Genomic DNA, 24,801 nt, shown 5'->3' with positions numbered 1-24,801 from the left:
GATCGGCGCTCGTCAGATGCCCTGTCCGTACAGGGCCTGAAACGGTTTCACACCATTCCGGAGTGATCAGGTGCTTGTGTCCTTTGCCTTGTTAGTCCCGCTCCTCCCCCTTCTCACGGCCCTCATGGTCTCCGTGGGTGACGACGCGTCGCGCCGGGCGCGCACGCAGCTTGCCACCCTCCCGATCGGCGCGGCGTTCTGTGGCGCCATCGCCACCCTCTACGTCGTCGCGACGCAAGGACCGATCAGTATTCGTTTCTACGATCCCGCCTCCATTATTTCACTCACCTTTCCGATCGGCTTCTATATCGACCGGCTCAGCGCCGTCATGATGGTCCTCATCTCGGGCGTCGGGACAGTCATCTATGCCTATTCCATCGGGTACATGTACCAGGACCCTCACGAACCCCGGTACCTGGCCCTCATCGGCGTGACGACGTTTGTGCTGCTCTGCATGGTCTCCAGCGCGAACCTCATGATGCTGTTTCTCTTCTGGCAACTCCTGAGTTATCTCCTCTACCTCCTGGCTCATAATCACAGCCATGCCGCGACGCTGCACGGCGCATTCAGAACGTTTACGGTGTTGCGGATCGGGGATGTCGCATTTCTTGCGGGAGTCGTCCTGGCCCATTCCCTCTACGGCACGCTGGAGTTCCAGGACCTCTTCACCAGGGCGGCCGAATCGTCCGTGACATTGTCGCTCCTGCCGGGATGGGAAATCAGTGGTCCGACGGCCGTGACGCTGCTCCTGTTCATCGGCGGGATGAGCAAGTCCGCGCAGTTTCCGCTCCATTTCTGGTTGCCCCGGTCGCTCTATGCGCCGACGCCCGTGCATGCCCTCCTCCACGCCGGGATCATCAATGCCGGCGGCTTCCTGATCAACCGCCTGGCTCCGTTGTTTGGCCTCAGCTCGACGACGTTGCATGTGGCCTTCGTGGTGGGGACGCTGACCGCCGTGCTGGGCGCCTCCATGATGCTGGCGCAGAACGACATCAAGAAGACGCTCGGTTTCTCGACCATCGGGCAGATGGGCTACATGATCATGGAATGCGGCCTGGGCGCATTTTCGCTGGCCGTGTTTCATCTGATCGCCCACGGACTCTTCAAAGGCACCGTCTTCTTGAATTGCGGGAACGTCATTCATAAAGCCCGACAGGAACCGGAATCGCCCCATGCTGACCCTCAGGAAAAGGAAGAAAACTTCTCCCCGCTCACCTGGTCGACCGGATTCGTGACGACGCTCGTGATTCCCCTGGTCATCCTGCTGGTCACTCACGGAGTCCTGCGTATCCCGCTGCTCGAATCGCAGGGCACGGTCATTTTTCTCTTCTTTATCTGGCTCACGTCGTCTCAGGCGATTTTGACGCTCACCCGCCTGCGCGCGATCGCCTCTTGGAAAGTGTCCTCGGCCATGCTCGTCACGCTGCTTTTCGTCGTCTTCGTCTACCTGTTCGCCGTCGAATCGTTCACAGCCTTCCTCTATCCGAATCCCGTAGAAGTGGCCTCGTATTTTCAAGCTGCGGATCTTCCCAACTGGATGTTCGATGGCATCGTCCTCATGGCCACGGTCATGACCGTCCTCAGCTGGTGCTATCTCTACATGCAGGCTCACGGCCGGACGATCTGGCTGCCGAAATGGGCCTCACGCCTGATCGAGGGTGGACGAAACGGGTTGTATGTCTTGTTCATGAACCGCTTGCATGCCGACGAACTCTATCAACTGCTTGGACGGACGGTCATGCGCGTCGTCCATCGTTTCGACAAGCGCGAACGCGGGTGGTCGCGATGATCGACGCCACCGTCATCCCCTGGGTTGTCGCAGGAGTTCCCTTGCTGGGCGCAGCCTTGAGCCCGGCGTTCTGGACCCACCCCCACCGGCTCATGGCCTGGTCGGTCGGCGTCTGCGCCGTCAGTCTGGCTTGCGTCGTGGGATTCGCCGGATATCTGACGGCTCCGCCCGAAGGCCTGCTCCTGCTCCTGCTGCTGCCGCTCGCCGCCGGGGTGTCGCTCTTGGGCCAACCGCATCATAGGGACCATCGCGCATCCTGGGTCCTGACCCTGATATTTCTGGGCCTGGGACTCGGCGCGCTGACCAGTCAGCCCGTCGTCGACAAACTGTTCCTGATGGCCATCCATGGCTTCGTCATCGTGTTGCTCTATCGACATCACACGCCCCTCTGGCCCATCTCCTGGTGGGGCCTCGGGGCCTACACACTCGGCGCCCTCTGCCTGTTGCTGACGCTGGTAGCCGCCCCGCCGCTGTCTTCGATGGCGGCGTTGCTCGCCTGTACGATTCTCTTACCCGTCGTGCCGTTTCACGATGGACATCTCACTGCGTTGACCCGGTTACCCGGAAATTTGCCGTCGTTCATGGTGCTGCTCTTTCCGGCGCTCGGCCTGCATAGTCTGGCCCCGCTCGCAGCAACCTTGCCGGATTCCGTCGTGTGGGTCATGAGCATCCTCGCCTTGGCCGGCACCGCCTATGGCGCGATCAAGGCGCTGGCACAATCGCGCGTACGGCTCCTGCTGGCCTACAGCAGCCTGTCGTTCTTTTCGATGCTCTGGTGGTGTGTGGTGACCACACGATCGGCCACGCCACGCGCCGCGCTCTTCGTCGGCGCCGTCGGTCTCGTGATGTGCGGGCTCTTGTTGGCCTGGCAAATGATCCGCACTCGATACGGAGACGACGTGGACCCGCAGGCCATCAGTGGGTTGGCCTCCACCATGCCCCAGTATGCCGTGCTGCTCTCTCTGCTGGCTCTGGCGGCCATGGGTCTGCCGCCGTTCGGCGTCTTCGCGGGCTTCATGGGTCTGCTGCTGTCGTCGACCGCCGCTTTTTCGACCGGCATCATTGTGCTGGTCTCTGCCTGGCTCGCATCATCCTGGTACATTCTGGATCTGGTACAGAGACTCCTGTTCGGCACTCGCCGCTCGGACTTGCGGTATGCCGATCTCCTTCACACCGAGCTGGTATCCCTGGTGATCGTCGTCTTAACCCTGCTCGCACTGGGCGTGGCCCCGATCAGCCTCTTCGGACCGGACCGGACGACCGCCACAACCGGCGCCAACTCAGGATCGTACGCATGGAACAGATAAACCCGTCGATCGACATCGAATCCAAACGGATGGAGCTACGCGGCGTGGTCCAACTCGCCGGCGAAGTGATTGCACGGTACTGGCCGATGCGGACCTTCGTCCACCACAATCCGCTTCATAGCCTCGAGTATCTCCCGTTTGAAGAGACCGCCCGGCGCGGCAAACAATTCATGGGAGGGAACAGTTACCTCCCCGGCGCGCTCTATCGCGAGTATCTAAAGACGGGCCGGATTGAGGCGGCCCATCTCGACGCCACCTTACAGCCCCTCGTCCTGGATCAGTCGGTCACGATCGGCCCGCGCCGGATCGCGCACGGCGACGTGTTGCGGGCCTGTCTCACGGAGGGACTCTGTGCGCCGGTCGCAGAACCGCTCGATGATCAACTGCACGACCCCGCAAAAAACGTGATCGACGTTGTCGCGGCAAGTCTGTCTACCGAGTGGGCGTTCCCCGATCTCCGCAAGCGGATTCAGCTCATCGTAGAAGGCGACCAGGCCGCGCTGGGCCGATGGCTGACGCTGTCACATTGGTGCGACGACACCTTCGGGACACAGATCGTCCGACAGATCAACGATCAGTTGATCAAGTGGTGCGAGGCCTTCCTGGACGAAGGCCATGCGACCTGGTCTATGCCGGAACGGAAGAAGGGGCTGTACCATGCCTGGAAAGACCTGGCGGCACAGGAATGGTCTCCCGTCGGCATCCCCGATAGCAGAGGAAAGATCTCCCGCCTGCCCGACTATCCAGAGGATGCCCTACTGCAGAGCCTGGACGCGCTCGGCATTCCCTCGGACCTGCGCCAGGATTACTTGTCGCTGCAGTTGACCGCGCTGCCCGGCTGGGCCGGCTTCATCAAGTGGCGCGCGGAAGAACGCGATTATCCCTGGCAGAAGGCCTATCCGGTCGGCCTCGTGAAATTTCTCGCCATCCGCCTCTGGTACGCCAGCGAGCTGGTTCAGAAAACCTGCCGCGAAGAGCTCGGCATCGAAGGGCGCTACGACGCCGTCGTCGCCTATATGCGCGAACATCCCGACGAATACTATTTGAGGAGACAGCGGGTCGCCGGACGATTACCCGCGCTGTATGCGGAAGAAGTGGATCGGCTCCGGCATCACAAGGGAAACGGGTGGGGACGCGTGATCGAGCGCTACGGGACGGACGTAGTCCCACGGCAGGAAATTGCCGCACGCCGCGGCGCCGCCAAGCGGCTCGTGGCGCTGGCTCGCTCCTTGGAACTGGATCCGGCAATATTGGCCGAGACGCCGCACGCCACGCTGAAACAACTCTTCGATTGGATGGAGGCCTTTCCCGAATCTAACCATGGCCCGGTCTGGCTCAAGGCCTTGGAAAACGCCTACCAGCAGCGCCTGCTCGCCCAGTTACGGACACCGGCACAGCATCGAATCGTGCCGGCGGATCAGCCAGGCACGAACCGGCCCTATTCGCAATCCGTCTATTGTATCGATGTGCGCTCCGAACCCTTCCGCCGGCACCTGGAGTCCACCGGTCCGCACGAGACCTATGGATTTGCCGGATTCTTCGCGGCCTTTATTCGCTATCGCGCCTGGGGGAAGGAACACGACACCGAACAGTTCCCTGTGATCATGCGCGCGAAGAACGAAGTACGCGAAATTCCCCGGAGCTATCTCGATCACAAAGTGTCGAAACACGAAGCCCGCACCAAGTGGGTCCATGCCGGCCATACGCTGCTGCACGATTTGAAGGAAAACGTCGTGACCCCCTATGTCATGGTGGAATCACTGGGCTGGTTCTACGGCCTCCCGATCTTCGGTAAGACCCTCCTGCCATCGCTCTATCAACGCTGGACTTCGTGGTTGCGGCGCCTGTTTGTGCCGGCCATCGCGACGACACTGACCGTCGACAAGATGGCCCCGGCCGAAACCGCTGAGATGCTGGCGGCCGAACACCATGCCATCGTCAGAAAAGTGCTGCACGAGCATGCAGGATTGCGCAGCTCGCGCATCACCCCGGCCCTTGTCGAAGCCCTGCGTCAACAAGCGCTGAACGGCCAGGCGGAACTCGACCCGTCCCTGGTCGAATTGGCGCAACTGGCCGGGCTTACGCCCGAATCTCTGCGTCCCCTCCTCGACATCTTGCGGCGCCAATACGACCTCACCGCACGCGCAGCCTCTCGCCAGAAAGAACGGATCACCCGGACCGGATTCACCCTCGATGAACAGACCCTCACAGTCGACACGGCGCTCCGGATGATGGGGCTCACGAAGAACCTGGCCCGGCTGGTCTTGTTCTGCGCCCACGGCAGTACGTCAGAGAACAATCCCTATGAGTCGGCCCTGGATTGCGGCGCCTGCGGCGGCAACGAAGGAAAGCCGAATGCCCGCGTCCTGGCGATGATGGCGAACAACCAAAAAGTACGGGAGCGGCTGGCCAAGAATAAACTGGTGATTCCGCCCGACACCCACTTTCTGGCCGGTCAGATGGATACGACGACCGACGAGGTCCAGCTCTTCGACCTGGAAGATGTGCCGCCCACCCATCGCGCCGACCTGGCGCGGCTGCAGGAAGATCTCAAGGAGGCCTCCACCCTGACGAGTCAGGAACGGTGTACGCGCTTCCCCGAGAATCAGCAGCCGTTAGACGAGCGTGCGGCGGAATCGCACGTGCGGAAACGGAGTGTGGACTGGAGTCAGGTCCGGCCGGAGTGGGGCCTCTCGAGCAATACGGCGTTTGTCATCGGACGACGGGAACTGACCAAGGGACTCAACCTCGAAGGACGGGTATTTCTGCAATCCTACGACGCGCGCCAGGATCCGAGCAGTCGTCTTCTCGAAGTGTTGATGACCGGCCCGCAAGTCGTGGCGCAATGGATCAACATGGAGCATTATTTTTCTGCCGTGGACAACGACGTGTACGGCAGCGGCAGCAAGATCTACCATAACGTCGTGGGGCGGATCGGAATCATGTCGGGCCCCTGGAGCGACCTCCGATTGGGTTTGGCCAGACAGACCGTGATGAACGGGGATGTGCCCTACCACGAACCGATGCGGTTGCTCACGATCGTGGAGGCGCCACGCGGGCGCATCGACAAGCTGGTCGAGCGACACGAAGTCTTGCGGCATTTTTATCACAACGAGTGGGTACACCTCGTCGCCCTCGACCCGGATGACCAGGAATGGTATCGCTATCGCCCTACGGGCGAATGGGTTCGAATCGACGGGACTCTGTAACGACGAACATTCTCACGTGGGCACACAGAAGGAAGGAGTGCATAGATGGGCGCGTTGACATTGCATCCGATGAAGGAAATCCGAGTGATCGTGGCGGGAGAACACCGGCCGTTTGTGACGGAATTGCTGGACCGGGTCAACGCAACCGGCTACACGATCATCGGCAATGTGTCGGGCAAAGGACATCATGGTGTGCGCGAAGCCCACTTCATGTTCAGCGAGCAGGAAAGCCTCGAGATGATCATGACGGTCGTCCCGGAAGAAAAAGTGGAGCCCATCCTGGCAGGACTGCGGCCGCTGTTCGATCGGCATTCCGGGGTCATGTTCGTCACCGACGTAGCGGTCAGCCGGCAGGAGTATTTCGGGAAGGCCCAGAAAAAGTAGCGCACCGGGCCAGGAACAGGCCGGACTAGGCTCCGAATACAGGCTGAAAAGCACACTCGGCCGGTCAGCGCCGCCCTTGTCTTCCGGAACCTGTTTGTCTAAAATGAGCCCCCTCACGCCGGTGAAGAGGAGTATGGGATGAAGGGTTTACGGTTCGAGCGTATCGGGACAAATCGTTACTATAATGTGGTGTTCCACATGGGGAGCAGCTACATCCCCGTCAGTGACGAGACCGTGGAAGAACTCAAGGCCCAGAGCCTCCTTCCGGTCGAGCGGTTCCTCGACCTCTTGGTCGACCGCGTAGGCTACTCCTCCTACCTCAAACATCAAATCCGCACAGAGCTCAAATCCTCCGGCGATCCGGTGACGCAGATCACGGTTCTTCAAGGCGCCATCCGCGAACTCTAAGTCGGCAGCTGAAAATTTCCCCCAGCTTCGTTCTCGTGCGCGTGCCTCCCTGCGACGTACCGCAAGGGTACGCCTCAGTCGTCACGCTTCCTGCGGCCTTGCTGGCGAAAATTTTGAGCTGCCTCTGGAGTCCTGAAAGCACTACGCTTCATTCTCAGCTCGAAAATCCTCAACGTATTCAGATCAATTCATGTCGTGAACCTGCTTCTTATCGGCGCAGATACGCGCTCAAGGAAAGAAGCCGGACTCCATGAGATATTTCAACCGCCAGCATGGCCTTGTCTCCGGTCACAATGATCTTGGCCTGTCCGGCAATCGCACATTCGAGAATCCGATTGTCCGGGTCGTCTTCGAACACGTTGACCCGTTCCCTCGGTTGAATGAGTTCGGCGAGCTCTGTCAGTAACAGAGCTGTACGGCTTAAGGCATCGGCATCGCGGCTGAACTTACGAGCAAGAGTGATGAGTAGTTCGTCGAGGATGGGTTTGGAGATCAGTAACGTATCGTGGCCGTCAAAGATGCGCTGCATCGCTCGATCGGCAGAAGAACCAGGCAGGACGAACGCTGAGACGTAAATATTGGTATCAAAAACGACTCTCACGGTTTCGCGAGATACCTCAGGAGATCACGGGACGTAAGAATGCCTTTGGCTTTCGCCTTTTTACTCCAATAGCCTTGGATGGCCCGGAACTCCTGTTCGAGCCGTTTGTGTTTGTTCTCTGAAACGAGATCTTGCAAGACCGCGACCGTACTCTTCCCCTCACGCCGAGCGAGCTCATCCAGTTCTTTGGAGAGCGCTGCAGGAAGGGCCAGTTGTCGTTTCGCCGCTGTTGCCATGGTCACACCTCTTACGGGCTAAATCCTACCATGCAGGCCTATATGCGTCCACATGGACGTCCTGAGAGTAGGGGGCAGGCAGGCCAACTAGACTTACTTCGGATTATTGATGTACGTGTAGCCCAGCCGTTGCATGCAGTTCTTTTCGATGATCGGTCCCTTGAAGGGCTCGTCGGTTTTGTTGCGCTGCGAGTCCAAATAGGCGGTTTTCTCGCAATGGGCAAAATCGTCCTGGGTTTCTAGCTCCGTTCGCCCAGTCTGCTCCCAACGCCCAGAAGGGGTCGTCGCACAGCCCGATAACATTCCGATCAGCAGCGCGACATACACTGTCTTCATGATGCCTCCTCTTGTTGCGTTATTGCGACCAATGGGAGCCCCTGGTGAATCATGCGCACTACTCTATCCCCACTACGGAGATGGCGCAACTCCAGGCACCTGCATACCTTGATGACCGGATGCTAACAGGGCATGATGCGCGTCGGTGAGTGAACCGGGAGCTGATGATGAAACATTCTCTATTTTTGGCTATGTTGCTGGTGGAATTGCTGGGGCAGTTCACCTCGGCATTCGGCGGCCCGCTTCGTGACCGGATCGAAGAGCGGCTCGAAAACCGGCGCGCGGCTGCACAGGCCGAGGATACCGGCGAGCTAGACCTTGGCGAGCAATCGGCGACCGGCGTGCGCCTCCCGACTGACGCGCGACTCGAACGGGACCTCGCCTATGGCACCGACCCCCAGCAACGTCTGGATGTCTATCTCCCCGCTCAAGCCAAGGGGGCGCCGATCATCTTCATGGTGCATGGGGGTGCCTGGATGATCGGGGACAAGGCTGCGTCAGGCTTCGTCTCGAATAAGGTCTCGCATTGGCTGCCCAAGGGCTACATCCTCGTGTCGTCGAACTATCGCATGTCTCGACGGCCCAACCCCCTTGACCAGGCAGACGACATCGCACGAGCCCTGGCCTTCGTGCAGGCCAAGGCCCCATCCTGGGGAGGCGACCCGACTCGCGTGTTATTGCTGGGACATTCGGCCGGAGCCCATCTGGTCTCCCTGCTGGCAGCCGATCCTCGCATCGTGACCAGCAAAGGCGGGACAGCATGGCTTGGCACCATCGTACTCGACAGCGCCGCCTACGACCTCGTCGAGATCATGCAGCGGAAACATCCCCGTATCTATGATCGTGCGTTTGGGAAAGACCCTGCGTTCTGGACCGAGGCGTCGCCCTACCGTCGGCTGACTGGGGCCCCTGCGCCGATGTTTCTGGTCTGCTCGACCAGGCGCAACGCTGCCTGTCCGCCAGCACAAACGTTTGCGTCCAAAGCGACCGAACTAGGCGGGAAGATCACCGTGCTGCCGGTGGATCTGAAGCACGGGGAACTCAACAAAGAGCTGGGTCTTCCAAGCGAATACACCACGACTATCGAGAACTTCATGCGCACGCTCGGCCTCCCGTAGTCGGCTGCTGAAAATTCCCTCCAGCTGCGTTCTCAGTCGTCCGTCCACCTCGACGTACAGACTCCTTCCCCTTCTGAAGCGCGTGTTCCGCGAGTAGGAGGGTGACCAGGCGGCCTATCCAGTACTGCCCCCCCTATGACGCCTTAGCGGTCTTGAGGTGCAGCTCCGCTTGCACTCGTTCGAGCACGAAAAGTTTCAGGAGCGTCTGATAGGGAACATCGCGCTTATTGGCCAACGTCTTGATTTGGTCCAGAAGAGATTTTGGCAGCCGGAGTGAAATTGTCTCCGTCGATGGCTTGAGCTTCGGAAAGATCATCCGGCGACTCTTGGAGTAGTCGATATACTCCGTGGAGTCATGCGAGGCCCAGAAGGCGACTTCCTGCGCTTCACTCTTGAACGTCGGTTTTGGTTTTAACTTGCTCATCGTACGTCCTCCGTTCCTTCACACTCATGTCCCTCGCCGATATGACGCGAATCCTCCGCTTGCGGGCGGTAAAGACTAGAAATAGCCGTCGTCCTGCATCGGTTTGCCCCAGGACATAGTAGCGGGCCTCAACTGTGGAATGGACCGAGTCTTCCGCCACGACCAGCGGAAGGTTGAAGAACAATTGCTCGCATTCCCAGGGGGTGACACGGTGCTTTTCCCAATTCTTCGTGAGGTTGGCCTCATTCCAATCAAATCCTTCAAGCCCGAGCAGTCTCTTCATGCGCGCCCCAGTCTGTATATGGCAACAATATACTGATGGGCCTTACCTCGTCAACGCCTCCCCCTAAACGATCCCTCCCAGCTTATCCGTTGCCTCTTCAGGGATGGGGGCTGATGGATCTCCCTCTGCGTGCGTCCAACGACGGCTTTCCGAGCCCGCCCCTCCCAGGCTCCTCTCACATCAAGAGCGTGAAAACAAAGAGGTCTGACCCCTTAAATCCCCATACGCGTCCACCACGATGCAGCAAAGCTGTACACCTCAGTCATCCTTATCTGGAGAAAAATTCTCAAGCACCTCCTGCAGCTGAGCACAGTAGTAGTGGCTTCCTACGTCCATCATGGGTGCCGAATAGGTATATTTGGGCCGAGCTTGCTTATTGAACTCAAACCTAAATCGAAGGGAGTTGTAGAAATGTTCGTCAAAGTAGAGTTCGAAGCGGCCATGCTCTTTTGCCTTTATGGCTGTCCGCACGGATGTATCTATTGCCATCAGCTGAGCAAAGGGTACCCCCAAGCTATTCAACGATACGTGGTTCTTTCCGCTAGAAATGTGGACCAATGAATCTTCGAAGTATTCATTCGTTCCTTGGGTCAGAATCGCATACACATCCAAGCCGAGTATCTCTCGGTAGACGGCTTGAAGTTCCTTGAAGATATGCACGAATACTTCGGGGTTGTAGGTGTACGAAACGCCGCTTCGAAAATGCCCTACTGTCCAATTGCCCTTAATGAGCAAGCTGTCCGCAAACGATACGAAACACACCTCTGAATGGCTCTCAGCCAGTCGGTCTATAGCTTCTCGCAATAGAACTAACTTCTCTCTTGAGAGAGTTCCATTCTGGAGAGCCGCTTTTACTCCTATTGCATCCACCATGCAGAAGACCGTATAGGATCTCCGATGTAACTCCTCCAGCCATCCAGACTTCACGAAAATATGTGGCTTCTCGCTGTATCGCCAGCTTCCTACACAAGTGATGAATTGATTCCGCGGCAGCGAGATGGCTACTTCATGAAAGCGAGAAGATATGTTCGGATACCACGATAGGTCTAAAGAGTGCTCGTTGATCTTTCTCGCGGCCGAGTAACTGATGTAGCCGATAGGGGCACCTCCCTTGTCGGCGAAAACATCTAACATCGATGCCTCGTATTCATGGATATAGCAGTCGCCCATGAGATAGCAGTCACAATTCAGTGGAACATCCTCGAATGGGTACACATCAAAATAATCGTGATCAAACATGCGACGCGTCCTGAATTGAATGCTAACCGTTAAGTAAACCGACGTGCATATCCTGTTTCATGAATTCTTCCAGAACTTGCATGATTCTCTCGGTGGGCATAGGGTTCGGCAACGAGCCATTGCGAGGGAAAACTACTTTCGCATGCGAAACTTTTACGGTCCGTTCGTGTGGCACGACAGTAGGATATTCCCGCAGGATGCTCAAAAAGGCCGTTCAGCAAGGCCGCAGCGAGTGAGGACCGGATGCGTACCCTCAGGGGTACGTTGAGGATCTGAACGATGCGAGAACGCTGCTGGCGGGCTTTTTCAGCATCCTGCTAATCCGCCATCTGGCCTTCCTGGAACAGCTGATTCAAAATCGCGTTTTTTCGTTCGGGGTCTTTGTAGAACTTGAGCGCCTTGGCGAAGTTGTCCAGCGCGCTCTCGCGCTTTCCCTTTTGGGAATAGTATTCGGCGATGCCGTGGTAGGCCCGAGGGTCTTGATCGTTGGCCTTGAGGGCGCGATTGAAGGCTTCGTAGGCGGCTTGCATATGCTGTCTACCCAGCGCCATCCAGCCGATCGCCGCATGGGCCGGACCGAAGTTCGGATCGGCGACGAGGGCCGCGTCGTATTCTTTGAGTGCCAGATCCAGACGGCCCTTCGTTTCGTAATGGTTGCCCAGCGCGAAATGCACGGCTGCGTCCTTGGGGTTCAGGCGCAAGGCTTCTTTGTAGGACTGCAAGGCCGGCTCGAACTTGCCCTGCTCGGCCAGCGCGCAGGCGAGGTTGGCATGGGCCACCGAATCGTTGGGATGCAGCTTGATCACTTCGCGATATTGGGGAATCGCCATCTCCAACCGGCCCTGCTCTTGGTAGGCCACGCCCAGGTTGGTGCGCGCCGGCGCATAGGAGGGATCCAGCCGGACTGCTTCGCGGTATTCCTTGATGGCCATTTCGAGGTGGTCGGCCCGCTCATGAATCTGTGCGACAAAATAATGGGGATAGGCGGATTGTGGCGCGAGCTTGATCGATTCCTTGTAGGAGGCGATCGATTGTTCGGACTGGCCTGACTGAGCCAGAAACAGGCCCATCACGAGATGGGCATTGGCCTGTTCCGACTGGCGCGCGACAAATCCTTCGATCCATGCTTTGACCAGGGCAATGTCTTCCGGTTCCTGTAAACACTTCGAATGGGTATTCCAGGCTTCGGCAAACTCCCCACGCAATAGATAGATGACGTTCAGGGCGAAATGGGGTCGCGGGTCCCGCGTTGCGTCGGTGGCGGAATGGCGGGCCCAGGCCAATGCGGCGGACAAGGCCTGATCCCATTGGCCTTCCAGCAGGGTCGTTTCACATGATGCTTGGTAGTCGGTCATCGGGGTCGATCGTCTGCGTTATCTGGTGAGGGTATCTTCAATATCCGGCGAGGTGGCTTGGATGCGATCCCCGAGTGCAGGATAACGAGCCGCGATTTTTTGTTTCATCAGCCAGGCGATGGTCCGGTACGACCAGTGACCCTTCACGCCGGATCGGAGCTTCGCGATGTATTCGGCTTCGGCATAGTCCATCTTGAAGAGGCAGCGCACCTTGAAGCCGAACGGGGTGGCGTAGAGCGATCCCTCCGCGCTGGTTTTCTTGAGCTGCTCGATGTCCGAACGGACCGCATCCATGGCCTGGCGATATTCCTGGTCCAGCCCTGCCTGCACGAGCGGCGGCGGGACTTCATAGCCATGCATGGTCGTGAAGTTCTGTTGGATCTGCTGGCAGCGCCGGTGCCGGTGCATGTCGCGCCAGCCGCCGATGTCCATGAGTACGTCGAACGTGAAGGCGTAGCCGCTGCGGAATTCTTTGATGAGTTCGTCGTAGGGCCCTCGTGCACTCATCGCCACGTCGATCGTTTCCTGTTTCTGCTTTTCGGTCCAGCTACGGACGACCGCGAGAATGCTCCGATAGGGGGCATGCGAAACACGATAGAGCAAGGTGGTGACGATTTCGTCCAGGGGATCGTGGGACTCGATGAGTTCGACCGGCTCCTGCGCGCCCCAGGTAGCCGGTTGATCCAATCCGGTTCCTTGAAGTGCGTCTTTCGCATAGCGGGCAAGGTCGAGGTAGACGGAGGCCTGATAGTCGTTCGCCTTGGCATGGCGCGCGAGCGTCGGCGCCAGCGGTTCCTGTGCGCCGGTCTGGCCGGACAACTCGCCCCATACATTCACGGGGGACCGCTGGCAGGCATCCTTGAGTTCGTCGCCGATCGAACGCAATTCCGGGAGTTGCGACGACAAGAGTCTGATGATTTGTTTTTCCAACGTTCTGATGCTGACGACTTGCCCGACGTTCGTCTTGGCCGCGAGGGGCAGGAGATACCGGGTCACGTCGAAGGCGCGCGCGGCAATGGTCCGTTGGTAATCGGCTGGCTTCATCGATTCGGGGCGCGGCTCGCGCTCCGAAATAAATTGGGTCAAGGGTTGATGCAGGAGCCGATAGATCTCGGCGAGGCTGCGGAGGATGCCATGATAGGTGCCCTCGGTCTCGGACCCTCGAATGGAATCAGGCACGTACCATCCGCCGGACGCAAAGTTCTGATAGCGGCTGGATTTCGCCTGGCCATCCCACAGGGGCTCGTCTTCGAGCCGGATCGCGGCGAGTTCGGAGATGTCCTCGAAGCAGATGATGACATGACCTAGATCGGCGATCGAGGCATGGCCATAGTCGAAATAAAACTGATCCCAGAACTTCTCAGACGAATGCCCATGCACCCAGCGGAGGCTGTCCTCGATCGAGTCGGGCGAGCGGCTATAACGGGCCAGCGCATAGGCGGATTTCTCGGGCGGCATAGGCGCCAGCGCGATGACTCGACGGGTCGGTTGATCGATACTCATGAGACGTTCCCTGACACAGACATAGGCCGCGAACTATACGCCCGCGCGGCAGTCGGTGCAAGGACATCGGACGTCATTCGTCAACCATCATCCGAGGGAAATCGTTCACGCGGTAGATGGTCGCCGGTTCGGACCCGTTTGACGCGCGCCCCGCTCGTTGACTTGCCCAGGACCCGCCGTTATAGTCCCGAATCTTTCACAATAGTTGCTGGCTATGGATACGATCAAGGGCATTAAGGGCGTTAAAGATATCCTTCCCGAGGAAACTCCCCGGTGGCGTTTCATTGAAGATGCCGCGCGGCGTTGGGCGCTGGCCTATGGATATCAAGAAATCCGGATCCCCATCTTCGAACTCACGGCGCTCTTTGCCCGCAGTATCGGCGCGGCTACGGACATCGTCGAAAAAGAGATGTATACCTTTCCTGACCGGGACGGGACTTCGCTAACGCTGCGCCCTGAAGGCACAGCCGGAACGGTCCGCGCCTTCATCGAACACAATCGTGCGGCCGAGCCGCTTCCGCAAAAGTATTTTTATATCGGTCCGATGTTCCGCCATGAGCGGCCGCAGGCGGGACGTCTCCGGCAGTTCCATCAATTCGGGGTAGAGTCGTTCGGCACGGCGGATCCTCGCGTCGATGTCGAGGCGATTGCCCTACTCTGGCGCCTGCTCTCGGATCTAGGCCTGCCGGACCTGACTTTGGAAATCAATAGTCTGGGGGGTACCGGCGACCGCGCCGCCTACAAACCGATCTTGCTCGCCTTTCTCTCGCAGCACGAAGCCAATCTCTGTGCCAACTGCCGGCGCCGCATGGAGACGAACCCGTTACGCGTATTGGATTGCAAGATCCCGGACTGTCGAGCGGCGACTGAATCGGCGCCCAAGCTTACCGAACATCTTTCTCCCGAGGCCCGAGCCCATTTCGACCAGGTTCTGACCGGTCTCACAGCCATCGGGGTCCCCTATCAGTTGAATCCTCGTCTGGTGCGGGGGCTCGACTACTATTGTTTGACGAGTTTTGAAATTACCTCGACCCACTTGGGCGCTCAGAACGCGGTAGGTGCCGGAGGCCGCTACGACGGATTGGTGGAGACGCTGGGCGGCCCTTCTGTTCCCGCTATTGGATTTGCGGTCGGCCTTGAGCGTGTGTCGTTGATGCTTCCAGAAACTGCCTCGTCCTCGTTACATGAGTTGCTCTATTATATCGCGGCCTTCGGAGAGGCTGGGACCAAACTTGGCCTGGTGCTCCTGGACGAACTCCGTCGAGTCGGACTGTCTGCCCAATGTGACTATCGTGCCGCCACGCTCAAAGCTCACCTTCGCCAAGCGGATCGATCGAAGTGCCGATATGCCATTCTTCTGGGCGACGATGAAGCCAGCCGCGGTGCGGTCATTCTCCGTAACCTCGAGACGAAGGCGCAAGAGGAACTCCCTCTCGCAGGTCTCGCCTCTCTCCTCAAGTCCCGCAATCTCGCCGGATAGATATCCACATTTTCAGTCTTGACTTTGTGTGGAAAAACTCGTAGTCTCGCCCAGACGTTCATTCGTAAGCAATTGATTGTATTGATATCTTTAGTGGATTACTATGGCGGCTCGCAAGCTGGGTCTCTTGTTATCCACAGCCCCTTCCCATCCTAGTGTTGAGACCGTCGTCCAACTGGCTCAGGCTGCTTTACGCCGGGGAGTCGAGGTTTATCTCTATCTCATCGATGAAGGGGTGAAGAGCGCGATCGATCAGCGTTATATCGGCTTGATCGATGCCGGTGTGAAGATGTCTGTCTGCGCCTATGGTTGTCAGCAACATGGTGTACCCACAGCCTCGGTCGATTCGAGGGTCTCGTTATCCGGGTTAGTCGTGTTGTCTGGAATTATCGATGGGTGTGATCGCTTTCTCGCGTTTACATAAGAGATGGTTACTTACTGCTTTTGATGTTTTATGTCTAAACGCATCGCTGTCGTCATTTCAGAAGATCCTTGTGTGACCGCTCGTCCTGTTGAGGCCCTTCGTATTGCGTTGGGACTCTGTGCTGGGGATCATGAGACGACCGTCGTGCTCCTTGGGCAGGCTCCCAAGCTTCTGAGGGAGGATACAGATGAGATCATTGATGTCGATATCCTTGAAAAGTATCTTCCTTCGTTTAAACATCTCTCTGTCCCCTTTATCGTCGAGCCCGGGACGGCAATGGATAGCTGGTCTGATAGTTTCTCGGTCACAACTCGTACAGCAGATGAAATTAGGCAGTTGATTCAAACCGTTGATAGAAGTCTCATTTTTTAGAGAATTTCGGTGTTCTATGGGTATGACGCTCTATCTTCTTCGACAACAGTCAGCCGGTATTCCTGCATCGCTCTTTTACCCCGGCGATGCAGATATAGATATCGTGTTCGTTGAGCAGGCAATATCGACAGTTCCTTCTTCGGTGAAGGGAGTGGTTGTGGCCGTTGAGAAAGAAGTTGTCGGTTCTTCATGTCCGACAATGACCTACGACGATCTTATTGAGCGCATCTTCTCATCGGAACATGTCATTGTGGTCTAGGTTGTTTATGCACTCTTCTCCGAAGTTATGTGTGTCGTAATAAGAGTTCGTCGTCGTAGTAGGAGTAAGAGTAGGCTCTGTGGATATTGTGGACGGCGATCAAGTTGTTGATTCGTTAGATTTTCTCGCATGCGGTCTTTGTGGAGAGACTTGGGGATTGACTCTGAGTAACCCCTGGATGCACAGTCAGCAACCTGTGTCGGCTTGAGTGATAGATCTTGGCTGGAATCGTCCGCGGGATGAAAAAATAGAAACCGCGCAAGAAAACACTGCGAAGAACCAGGTTATCCACAGGTGTGAATAAGTCTGTGTATGAAGAATGATACAGAAACTATGACTCTTGTGAATGTGTGGCAAGACGCCTTGGCTTGTATTCAAGGGAAAGTGCCAAAACAGGTGTACGATACCTGGTTTACGCCGATTCACCTCGAGCACATTGAAGATTCAACTGCGCAACTTGGCGTTCCCAATAAGTTTTTTGGCGATTGGTTAAGCCAGCACTACGGACCCCTCCTGGCTGAGGCACTCTCGGCTGCCCGAGGCGGGGAAGAAACGGCGATCACCTTCTCCATCTTTCATAAACAGGTGGTAAAACTGCCTGAAAACGGGACTACGCCGGCGTCTAGTCGTCAAAGTACCGCGACCAGGCCGAAACGGGGCATCCAGCTTAATCCCAAGTACACATTCAAGAATTTCGTCGTGGGCGCGGGGAACCAGTTTGCCCATGCCGCTTGTATGGCGGTCGCCGAACAGCCGGCCAAAGCCTACAATCCGTTGTTTATCTATGGCGAGACCGGGTTGGGGAAAACCCACCTCTTGAATGCCATTGGAAACTATGTGGCAGAGCGGACCGATCTTCGCATTGCCTATTTGACGACCGAGCAGTTTACAAACGAGGTCATTAACTCCATTCGATACGACAAGATGATGGATCTGCGGAAGCGGTATCGTCATATCGATATGTTAATGATCGACGACATTCAATTCCTGGCGGGCAAGGAACGGACGCAGGAGGAATTTTTCCATACGTTCAATGCCCTCTACGAAGCGCATAAGCAGCTGGTCCTTTCGAGCGACCGTTTTCCGAAAGATATGCCCGATATCGAAGAACGGCTGCGGTCGCGCTTTGAATGGGGCCTGATCGCAGATCTTCAGCCGCCGGACGTGGAGACACGCATCGCCATCTTGCGGAAAAAGTCCGAGGACGATGGCGTTTCGTTGCCGGAAGATGTCGTTCAGTTTCTCGCGACCACGATGAAGAGCAATATTCGCGAGCTGGAAGGTTCGCTGGTGCGCCTCGGCGCCTATGCGTCGCTCACCGGCCAAACGATCACGCTGGAGATGGCAAAGACCGTGCTCCGGGATCTGATCGGCACCAAGAAAAAGATCGTGTCGATGGACGATATTCAGGAAACGGTGGGCGCGCGCTTCCATGTGAAGATCTCCGACCTGAAATCCCGCCGCCGGAGTAAAACGTTGGTCCATCCGAGGCAGATCGCCATGTATCTCTGTCGGGAACTCACGGACTCCTCGTATCCCGAGATCGGGCGGCAGTTCGGAGGCAAAGACCATACGACGATCATTCATGCCTGCAAACAGGTCATTAAAGCCAAAGACCTCGACAGTGTATTGAGCGCCACGTTGGACAGCTTGAAGGAACAGATTCTACGAGCATGAGCGGTTGGGTGAGGGAGAAGAGATTATGAAACTACGTATGGGACGAGTAGAACTCTTGACGGGCCTCCAGCGGGTCCAAGGTGTTGTCGAGAAGCGCAACACGATGCCGATCCTCTCGAACATTTTGATCGAGGCGAAGCAGGAGGGGGTGGAGATCGTCGCCACCGACCTCGAGATCGGCATGCGCGGGCTCTATAAGGCCACTGTCGAGAAGCCTGGAGGGGTCACAGTCTCCGCCCGGAAGCTCTATGAGATCATCAAGGAACTGAACGTCAGCGACATCGATATCACCTCCGGTGACAATAACTGGACGACGATCCAGGCAGGCAAGAGCCAATTCAAGATCGTCGGTCTCCCCAGCACCGACTATCCCGCGTTGCCCACGATCGAACGGGAAGGGCTCATTCCCCTCGCCGGGGCCGGTTTCTTGGAGCTGATTCGCAAGACCCTCTTCGCGGCCGGCGACAATGACGCGCGGTACATCCTCAACGGGCTATTGGTGACCCTCATCACGTCGGAGAAGAAAACGATCTTGCGCTTGGTCGGCACCGATGGACACCGGTTGGCGGTAGCCGAACAGGAAGTTGGCATGCCTGGGGCTAAGGGCGTTCCGCAAGAGATCAAAGCCATCATTCCGAAGAAAGCCGCGCATGAGATGCAGCGTCTTCTGGAAGAAGGCGGCGAAGGCGAGCCCTTGATCGGGTTCACCAAAAACCTCATGATCTTCCGGAAGAGCGGACTGCTGTTGACCTCGCGGCTGATGGAGGGGAACTACCCGAACTATCAGCAAGTGGTCCCAAAAGAGAGCGGCAGGAAGATCGGGGTCAACCGCAACGAGTTGGAAAGTGCGCTCAGGCGTGTCTCCGTCTTGTCGCGCGATAAGGCGAATGCGGTGAAGGTCTCGTTTGTCTCCGGACAGATGACGCTGTTCTCCAGCAATCCAGATTTTGGAGAAGCGACCGAAGAGCTGGCGGCACAGTATGAGGGGGAAGCGTTGAACACGGGGTTCAATGCCCGCTACTTGTTGGATGTGCTTGGAGTCATGGACGGAGAGACGATTTCTCTGCAAATGGACAATCCGCTGAGCCCCTGTTTGATCCAGGAGTCAGACAGTCCCGGCTTCAAGTGCGTCGTGATGCCAATTAAAATTTGAGGCCTAGGGCCAGGGGCACGAGGCTAGAGGAGAAAACGTCTCCCAACCCCTTGCCTCTCGCCCCTAGCCTTACGCCCGTGAAAATTAGGAGACTGATGGCCAGTAACGAGAACGAGACCACACCGAAATCCGAGAGTTACGGCGCGGACCAAATCAAAGTGCTGGAAGGCCTGGATGCCGTGCGAAAGCGTCCGGCGATGTACATCGGCAGCACCGGTGCGGACGGTCTCCATCACCTCGTCTATGAAGTCGTCGACAACAGCGTCGATGAACATATGGCGGGATTCGGTGAGACGATCGAGGTGACGATCCATATCGATGGGAGCGTTACGGTCGTGGATAACGGCCGCGGCATTCCGACCGGGATGCATTCCACGCAAAAGAAGTCCGCTGCCGAAGTCGCGCTGACGGTGTTACATGCGGGCGGCAAATTCGAGCAGGGCGCTTACACGGTCTCCGGCGGGCTCCACGGCGTCGGGATTTCGGTGGTCAACGCCCTCTCTGAATGGCTGGAGCTGGAAATTTGGCAGGACGGTCAGGTGTTCGAGCAGCGCTATGAGCGAGGCAAACCCACCGCGCCGCTCAAGATGACAGGCAAGACGAAGCGCCGCGGCACGAAGGTCACCTACAAGTCCGACGGGCAGATTTTCGAGGTGCTCGACCTCAGCTTCGACGTGCTGGCACAGCGGCTGCGCGAACTTGCCTTCTTGAACAAGGGACTGGAGATCACCCTTAAGGATGGGCGGAAAGAACCGGCGAAAGAGCAAATCTTCAAGTATAAGGGCGGAATCGTCTCGTTCGTCGAGCATCTGAACGAAGCGAAAGTGCCGCTGCATAAGCCGATCTACGTGCAGGTTGAAAAGCCGGAGATGGTGCTGGAGGTCGCGCTTCAATACAACGACAGCTACGCCGAGAACCTGTTTTCCTTTGCGAACAATATCAACACCAAGGAAGGCGGCACGCACTTGGTGGGCTTCAAGGCCGCGCTGACCCGCACAATCAATAGCTACGCGAACGCCAACGACCTGCTCAAGAAAGATACCGAATCGCTGACCGGCGACGATGTCCGTGAAGGGCTTACGGCCGTGGTCAGCGTCAAGGTCCGGAATCCGCAGTTCGAAGGGCAAACGAAGTCCAAGCTGGGTAACAGCGAGGTGAAGGGCATCGTCGAGGCCGCAGTCAATGAAGCGCTGGGGAACTATTTCGAAGAGAATCCGACGGTGGCGCGCAAGGTCATCGGAAAAGCGATCGACGCGGCTCGTGCCCGTGAAGCGGCGCGCAAAGCGAAAGAGCTCATCCGGCGCAAGAGTGCGTTGGACGGAGGTTCGCTGCCTGGTAAGTTGGCCGACTGTTCGGAGAAAGATCCGGCCTTGAGCGAGCTCTACATCGTCGAGGGAGATTCGGCCGGCGGTTCCGCGAAGCAGGGGCGCGACCGCAAGTTTCAGGCGATTTTGCCCCTCAAGGGTAAGATCCTCAACGTGGAGAAAGCGCGTTTCGACAAGATGCTCTCGAGCGACGAGATCCGGACGTTGATCATGGCGCTCGGCACCGGCATCGGCCGTAAGCGCGAAGAGAGTGAAAAGCCAGACAAAGATTCCTTCGATATCGCGAAGGCCCGGTACCATAAGATCATTCTCATGACCGACGCCGACGTCGACGGAAGCCACATCCGGACCCTGCTCCTGACCTTTTTCTTCCGGCAGATGCCGGAGCTGCTCGAACGAGGCTACATCTATATTGCGCAGCCGCCGCTCTTCAAGGTGAAGAAGGGCAAGACGGAGCGGTATCTCAAAGATGAACTGGCCTTGAACGAGCATTTGGCCGACATCGCCGTCGAGGATGTCGAAGTGTACGTGGAGGGGAGCCAGGGCTACGTCACGGGACGGCGGCTCTTGCCCATTCTCAAAAAGTTGATCTCGTTCGAGACCTTGCTCGGCCGGCTCAATAAGAAACCGCACGAGGCCAGCATGGTGCGGGCGTTTGTGGATGAGCCGGGGCTGGATCGCGAGTTGCTCAAGAATCGCACGGCACTCATGACCGTCGTCGCCAACGTGAAGAAAACCCTCACGGTGGTCTACCCGAAGCTGACACCGGTGTTGGAGATCGTCGAGGACGAAGAACATCAATCGAACAAAATTACCTGCCGGCTGCTGGCCAACGGAGCCACCCATAGCTTCGATGTGACGCACGAGCTGGTCGGTTCCGCGGAATTCCGCGAGCTGCAGAAGCTCTCGCCGTCGGCGATCGGCTTTGGACGAGCGCCGTACAAGATCAAAACTGATGGACAGGAACAGTTGCAGCCCGCGACGGTGGAACTGGTGAAGGCGATCCTCGACAAGGGTAAACATGGGCTCAGCATCCAGCGCTACAAAGGTCTGGGCGAAATGAACCCGAACCAGCTCTGGGAAACGACGATGAACCCGGAAGTGCGGACGCTGTTGAAGGTCAAACTGGAAGATGTGCCGGGTGTCGACGAGATCTTCACGATTTTGATGGGCGATGAAGTCGAGCCCCGGCGAAACTTCATTCAGGCCCATGCGTTGGAAGTCAGAAACCTGGACGTGTAAAAAACTGCAAAGAGCTTATGGCTGATAGCGTATGACAAATAGCAGATGCGGAGTTTTCTTCTTGCCATCAGCCATTCGCTCTTTTCCCATGGAGAATTAGATGCCACCTGATGAACGGTTAGGACAGATCGCCATTGAAGACGAGATGCGCTCGTCGTACCTGAGTTACGCGATGAGCGTCATCGTGGGCCGGGCGCTCCCCGACGTGCGTGACGGCCTCAAGCCGGTCCATCGCCGCATTCTTCATGGCATGAACGAAATGGGCCTGGCGTCGAACCGGGCCTATCGTAAGTCTGCCAAGATCGTCGGCGAAATCATGGGGAACTACCATCCCCACGGGGACAGTGCGATCTACGATACCCTCGTTCGAATGGCGCAACCCTTCAACATGCGTTATATGCTCGTGGACGGGCAAGGCAACTTCGGGTCGGTCGACGGCGATCCGCCGGCGGCCATGCGGTATACCGAAGCCCGCCTGACCAAAGTGGCTGAGGACATGCTTGCCGATATCGACAAGGATACGGTCGATTTTGGACCGAACTACGACGAGTCGCTGGTTGAACCGCTGGTCCTTCCTTCGAAAATTCCGAATCTTCTCGTCAACGGCGCCGGCGGCATTGCGGTGGGTTATTCCACCAACATCCCGACCCACAATGTCGGTGAAGTGATCGAAGCGCTGCTGCTGTTCTTGGAGAATCCTGAGATCACGATTCCCCAGTTGATGAAGAAAATTCCTGGTCCGGACTTCCCGACGGCCGGGTTTATCTACGGCACGGCCGGCATCAAGTCCGCGTACGAAAGCGGTCGGGGTCTGCTGACACTGCGCGCAAAAGTAAAGGTGGAGACGGATGAACGGACGGATCGTGAACGGCTGATCGTCACGGAGCTGCCCTATCAGGTCAATAAATCCAAGTTGATCGAAAAAATTGCTGAGTTGATCCGCGACGAACGGATCAAGGGGATTTCCGATCTGCGCGACGAGTCCGACCGGGACGGCATTCGTGTGGTCATCGAACTCAAGCGCGGTGAGATCCCGCTCATTACGTTGAATAATCTCTATAAGCTCACGCAGCTTCAGACGACCTTCGGCGTCATCATGCTCGCTCTGGTCAACAACCGGCCTGAGGTCTTGAATCTCAAGCAGATCCTGCATCATTTCATCGAGCACCGGCGTGAAGTTGTCGTTCGTCGGACGGCCTTCGAGCTGCGCAAGGCGGAAGAGCGGGCCCATATTCTCGAGGGCCTCAAGATTGCCCTCGACAACTTGGATGCGGTGATCGCGTTGATCCGACGGGCGTCGTCGCCGGATGAAGCCCGCGTGGGTTTGATGCGTGAATTTACGCTGACCGAAATCCAGTCGAATGCGATCTTAGAAATGCGGCTCCAGCGTCTCACGCAATTGGAGCGCAACAAGCTGATCGAAGAATATAAAGAAGTCTTGAAGCAGATCGAGCGGCTCAAGTCGATCCTGAGCAGCGAAGCGCTGGTGCGGACGATCATCAAGGATGAGCTGATCGAAGTGCGGGAAGCCTATAAGGACGAGCGCCGCACCCAGATCGTGAAAGAAGAAGCGGAGATCACCCTGGAAGACATGATCGCGAACGAAGAGGTGGTCGTCACGATCTCGCATGCCGGCTACATCAAGCGCAATCCGGTCACCCTCTATCGCGCCCAGCGTCGCGGCGGCAAGGGCAAAATCGGGATGGGGGTCAAGGAAGAGGATTTTGTCGTCACCCTGTTCACGGCCTCCACGCATGAGTCGCTTCTATTCTTCACGGATGCCGGGAAGGTCTATTGGCTGAAAGTGCATGAGATTCCGGATGCAGGGCGGGCCGCCAAAGGCAAAGCCCTCGTGAATCTCTTGGCGCTGACCGGCGATGAGAAGGTGACGGCGACCGTGCCGGTCAAGGAGTTCCGCGACGACCGGTTCGTCGTCATGGCGACCAAGCAGGGCATCATCAAGAAGACGGAACTGTCGGCCTACGGGAATCCCCGCCTGGGTGGCATTATCGCGCTGTCGTTGGATAAGGGAGATCGGCTCATCAGTGTGCATGTCACCGACGGCCAGCGGGAGATTTTGTTAGGTACGAAGAAGGGCATCACGATTCGCTTTAAGGAAGATGAAGCCCGTCCGATGGGCCGTACGGCGCACGGAGTGCGTGGCATTGCGCTCGAGGAAGGCAACGAAGTCATCGGCATGGAAACCATCACGCCGGACTCCACGACTCAAATCCTCACGGTCACGGAGGGCGGTTACGGGAAGCGCACGCCGGTGAACGAATATCGCATTCAGGGACGCGGGGGGAAAGGCATCATCAGTGTGAAGACCAATGAGCGCAACGGACTGGCCGTCGGGTTCCTGCAAGTTCGGGACGGCGATGAAATCATGCTGATGGCGGCTCACGGCAAGGTGCTACGGTGCAAGGTGGATGAGTTTCGCGAGATTGGCCGCAATACTCAGGGCGTACGAATCCTCGATCTCGATGGCGAGGGTGATCGAGTTGTGGCTGTTGCTCGGTTGGCAGAATCGGTTGAAGTGCTCCCTGAAGAGGGTAGCGCGTAAAAGGTCGCGCGGCGTTATTCTCTTTGTTATGCACGAACAGGATGCTTCTTCAACGACCCCTTCCGGACCTCAGCCGAAGAAGCCGCTGGATACGGTCGTCAAGATGGCCCTCGG

Annotated in this window: 22 protein-coding genes; 14 read left to right on the top strand and 8 right to left on the bottom strand. The window is 57.5% G+C overall.

Annotated features, from left to right (window positions below; all coding sequences use genetic code 11):
* Window positions 1-70 precede the first annotated feature (70 nt).
* From Q7U76_00255 to Q7U76_00235, 5 genes are all read left to right on the top strand, one after another.
* Window positions 71-1,789 (top strand): proton-conducting transporter membrane subunit, encoded by a 1,719-nt coding sequence (locus tag Q7U76_00255; GenBank protein ID MDO8354812.1) that lies wholly within the window; start codon window positions 71-73, stop codon window positions 1,787-1,789.
* A complete protein-coding gene (locus Q7U76_00250) occupies window positions 1,786-3,096 on the top strand; it encodes a proton-conducting transporter membrane subunit (protein MDO8354811.1) in 1,311 nt (436 codons plus the stop codon). The genes Q7U76_00255 and Q7U76_00250 overlap by 4 nt, the downstream gene beginning before the upstream one ends.
* The gene (locus tag Q7U76_00245; protein MDO8354810.1) at window positions 3,084-6,305 is read left to right on the top strand and encodes a DUF2309 domain-containing protein; all 3,222 of its coding nucleotides are present in this window, start codon (window positions 3,084-3,086) and stop codon (window positions 6,303-6,305) included. Before Q7U76_00250 ends, Q7U76_00245 begins: the two co-directional genes overlap by 13 nt.
* A gap of 45 nt (window positions 6,306-6,350) precedes the next feature.
* Entirely contained in the window at window positions 6,351-6,689 is a 339-nt protein-coding gene (locus Q7U76_00240; GenBank protein MDO8354809.1) for a P-II family nitrogen regulator, read from the top strand.
* Between the two features lie 138 nt (window positions 6,690-6,827).
* Window positions 6,828-7,097 carry a hypothetical protein gene (locus Q7U76_00235; GenBank protein ID MDO8354808.1) on the top strand — a complete coding sequence of 90 codons (270 nt, stop codon included), beginning with the start codon at window positions 6,828-6,830 and terminating at the stop codon, window positions 7,095-7,097.
* Window positions 7,098-7,305: 208 nt separating this feature from the next.
* On the opposite strand, the gene Q7U76_00230 is transcribed toward Q7U76_00235, so the two are convergent.
* The 3 genes from Q7U76_00230 to Q7U76_00220 form a co-directional block, all read right to left on the bottom strand.
* Entirely contained in the window at window positions 7,306-7,698 is a 393-nt protein-coding gene (locus tag Q7U76_00230) for a putative toxin-antitoxin system toxin component, PIN family (GenBank protein MDO8354807.1), read from the bottom strand.
* Complete coding sequence (locus Q7U76_00225; protein MDO8354806.1) at window positions 7,695-7,934, bottom strand: hypothetical protein; 240 nt, start codon at window positions 7,932-7,934, stop codon at window positions 7,695-7,697. The genes Q7U76_00230 and Q7U76_00225 overlap by 4 nt, the downstream gene beginning before the upstream one ends.
* A 93-nt stretch (window positions 7,935-8,027) precedes the next feature.
* Window positions 8,028-8,270 (bottom strand): hypothetical protein, encoded by a 243-nt coding sequence (locus Q7U76_00220; protein ID MDO8354805.1) that lies wholly within the window; start codon window positions 8,268-8,270, stop codon window positions 8,028-8,030.
* Window positions 8,271-8,437: 167 nt separating this feature from the next.
* Here Q7U76_00220 and Q7U76_00215 point away from each other — a divergent pair, with 167 nt between their 5' ends.
* The gene (locus Q7U76_00215; GenBank protein ID MDO8354804.1) at window positions 8,438-9,388 is read left to right on the top strand and encodes an alpha/beta hydrolase; all 951 of its coding nucleotides are present in this window, start codon (window positions 8,438-8,440) and stop codon (window positions 9,386-9,388) included.
* Between the two features lie 133 nt (window positions 9,389-9,521).
* Here the strand turns inward: Q7U76_00215 and Q7U76_00210 are convergent, their stop codons facing one another.
* From Q7U76_00210 to Q7U76_00190, 5 genes are all read right to left on the bottom strand, one after another.
* Window positions 9,522-9,812, bottom strand: a complete 291-nt coding sequence (locus Q7U76_00210) for a BrnA antitoxin family protein (protein MDO8354803.1) — start codon at window positions 9,810-9,812, stop codon at window positions 9,522-9,524.
* Entirely contained in the window at window positions 9,775-10,095 is a 321-nt protein-coding gene (locus Q7U76_00205) for a BrnT family toxin (protein ID MDO8354802.1), read from the bottom strand. The genes Q7U76_00210 and Q7U76_00205 overlap by 38 nt, the downstream gene beginning before the upstream one ends.
* 258 nt (window positions 10,096-10,353) lie before the next feature.
* Entirely contained in the window at window positions 10,354-11,334 is a 981-nt protein-coding gene (locus Q7U76_00200) for a hypothetical protein (GenBank protein MDO8354801.1), read from the bottom strand.
* Between the two features lie 317 nt (window positions 11,335-11,651).
* Window positions 11,652-12,689 (bottom strand): tetratricopeptide repeat protein, encoded by a 1,038-nt coding sequence (locus Q7U76_00195; GenBank protein ID MDO8354800.1) that lies wholly within the window; start codon window positions 12,687-12,689, stop codon window positions 11,652-11,654.
* 18 nt (window positions 12,690-12,707) lie between these two features.
* Window positions 12,708-14,192: an FAD-dependent thymidylate synthase gene (locus Q7U76_00190; GenBank protein ID MDO8354799.1), complete on the bottom strand. Its 1,485-nt coding sequence runs from the start codon at window positions 14,190-14,192 to the stop codon at window positions 12,708-12,710.
* Between the two features lie 214 nt (window positions 14,193-14,406).
* On the opposite strand from Q7U76_00190, the gene hisS reads away from it, so the two are divergent.
* The 8 genes from hisS to gyrA all read left to right on the top strand — a co-directional run bounded on the left by hisS (window position 14,407) and on the right by gyrA (window position 24,687).
* A complete protein-coding gene (hisS, locus tag Q7U76_00185; GenBank protein ID MDO8354798.1) occupies window positions 14,407-15,672 on the top strand; it encodes a histidine--tRNA ligase in 1,266 nt (421 codons plus the stop codon).
* Between the two features lie 103 nt (window positions 15,673-15,775).
* The gene (locus tag Q7U76_00180) at window positions 15,776-16,096 is read left to right on the top strand and encodes a DsrE family protein (GenBank protein MDO8354797.1); all 321 of its coding nucleotides are present in this window, start codon (window positions 15,776-15,778) and stop codon (window positions 16,094-16,096) included.
* Between the two features lie 30 nt (window positions 16,097-16,126).
* Entirely contained in the window at window positions 16,127-16,468 is a 342-nt protein-coding gene (locus Q7U76_00175; GenBank protein MDO8354796.1) for a hypothetical protein, read from the top strand.
* 16 nt (window positions 16,469-16,484) lie between these two features.
* Window positions 16,485-16,727 carry a hypothetical protein gene (locus tag Q7U76_00170; GenBank protein MDO8354795.1) on the top strand — a complete coding sequence of 81 codons (243 nt, stop codon included), beginning with the start codon at window positions 16,485-16,487 and terminating at the stop codon, window positions 16,725-16,727.
* A gap of 312 nt (window positions 16,728-17,039) precedes the next feature.
* Window positions 17,040-18,404, top strand: a complete 1,365-nt coding sequence (gene dnaA, locus Q7U76_00165) for a chromosomal replication initiator protein DnaA (GenBank protein ID MDO8354794.1) — start codon at window positions 17,040-17,042, stop codon at window positions 18,402-18,404.
* Between the two features lie 25 nt (window positions 18,405-18,429).
* Window positions 18,430-19,557: a DNA polymerase III subunit beta gene (gene dnaN, locus Q7U76_00160; protein MDO8354793.1), complete on the top strand. Its 1,128-nt coding sequence runs from the start codon at window positions 18,430-18,432 to the stop codon at window positions 19,555-19,557.
* Window positions 19,558-19,652: 95 nt separating this feature from the next.
* Entirely contained in the window at window positions 19,653-22,124 is a 2,472-nt protein-coding gene (gene gyrB / locus Q7U76_00155) for a DNA topoisomerase (ATP-hydrolyzing) subunit B (GenBank protein ID MDO8354792.1), read from the top strand.
* A 100-nt stretch (window positions 22,125-22,224) separates the two neighbouring features.
* Complete coding sequence (gyrA, locus tag Q7U76_00150; protein MDO8354791.1) at window positions 22,225-24,687, top strand: DNA gyrase subunit A; 2,463 nt, start codon at window positions 22,225-22,227, stop codon at window positions 24,685-24,687.
* The last annotated feature ends 114 nt before the right edge of the window (window positions 24,688-24,801 follow it).

The sequence above is a fragment of the Nitrospirota bacterium genome (genome assembly GCA_030645475.1).
Classification (GTDB): domain Bacteria; phylum Nitrospirota; class Nitrospiria; order Nitrospirales; family Nitrospiraceae; genus Palsa-1315.
Note: the sequence above shows the minus strand (reverse complement) of the source record. Positions and strands in the feature narration are given on the sequence as shown.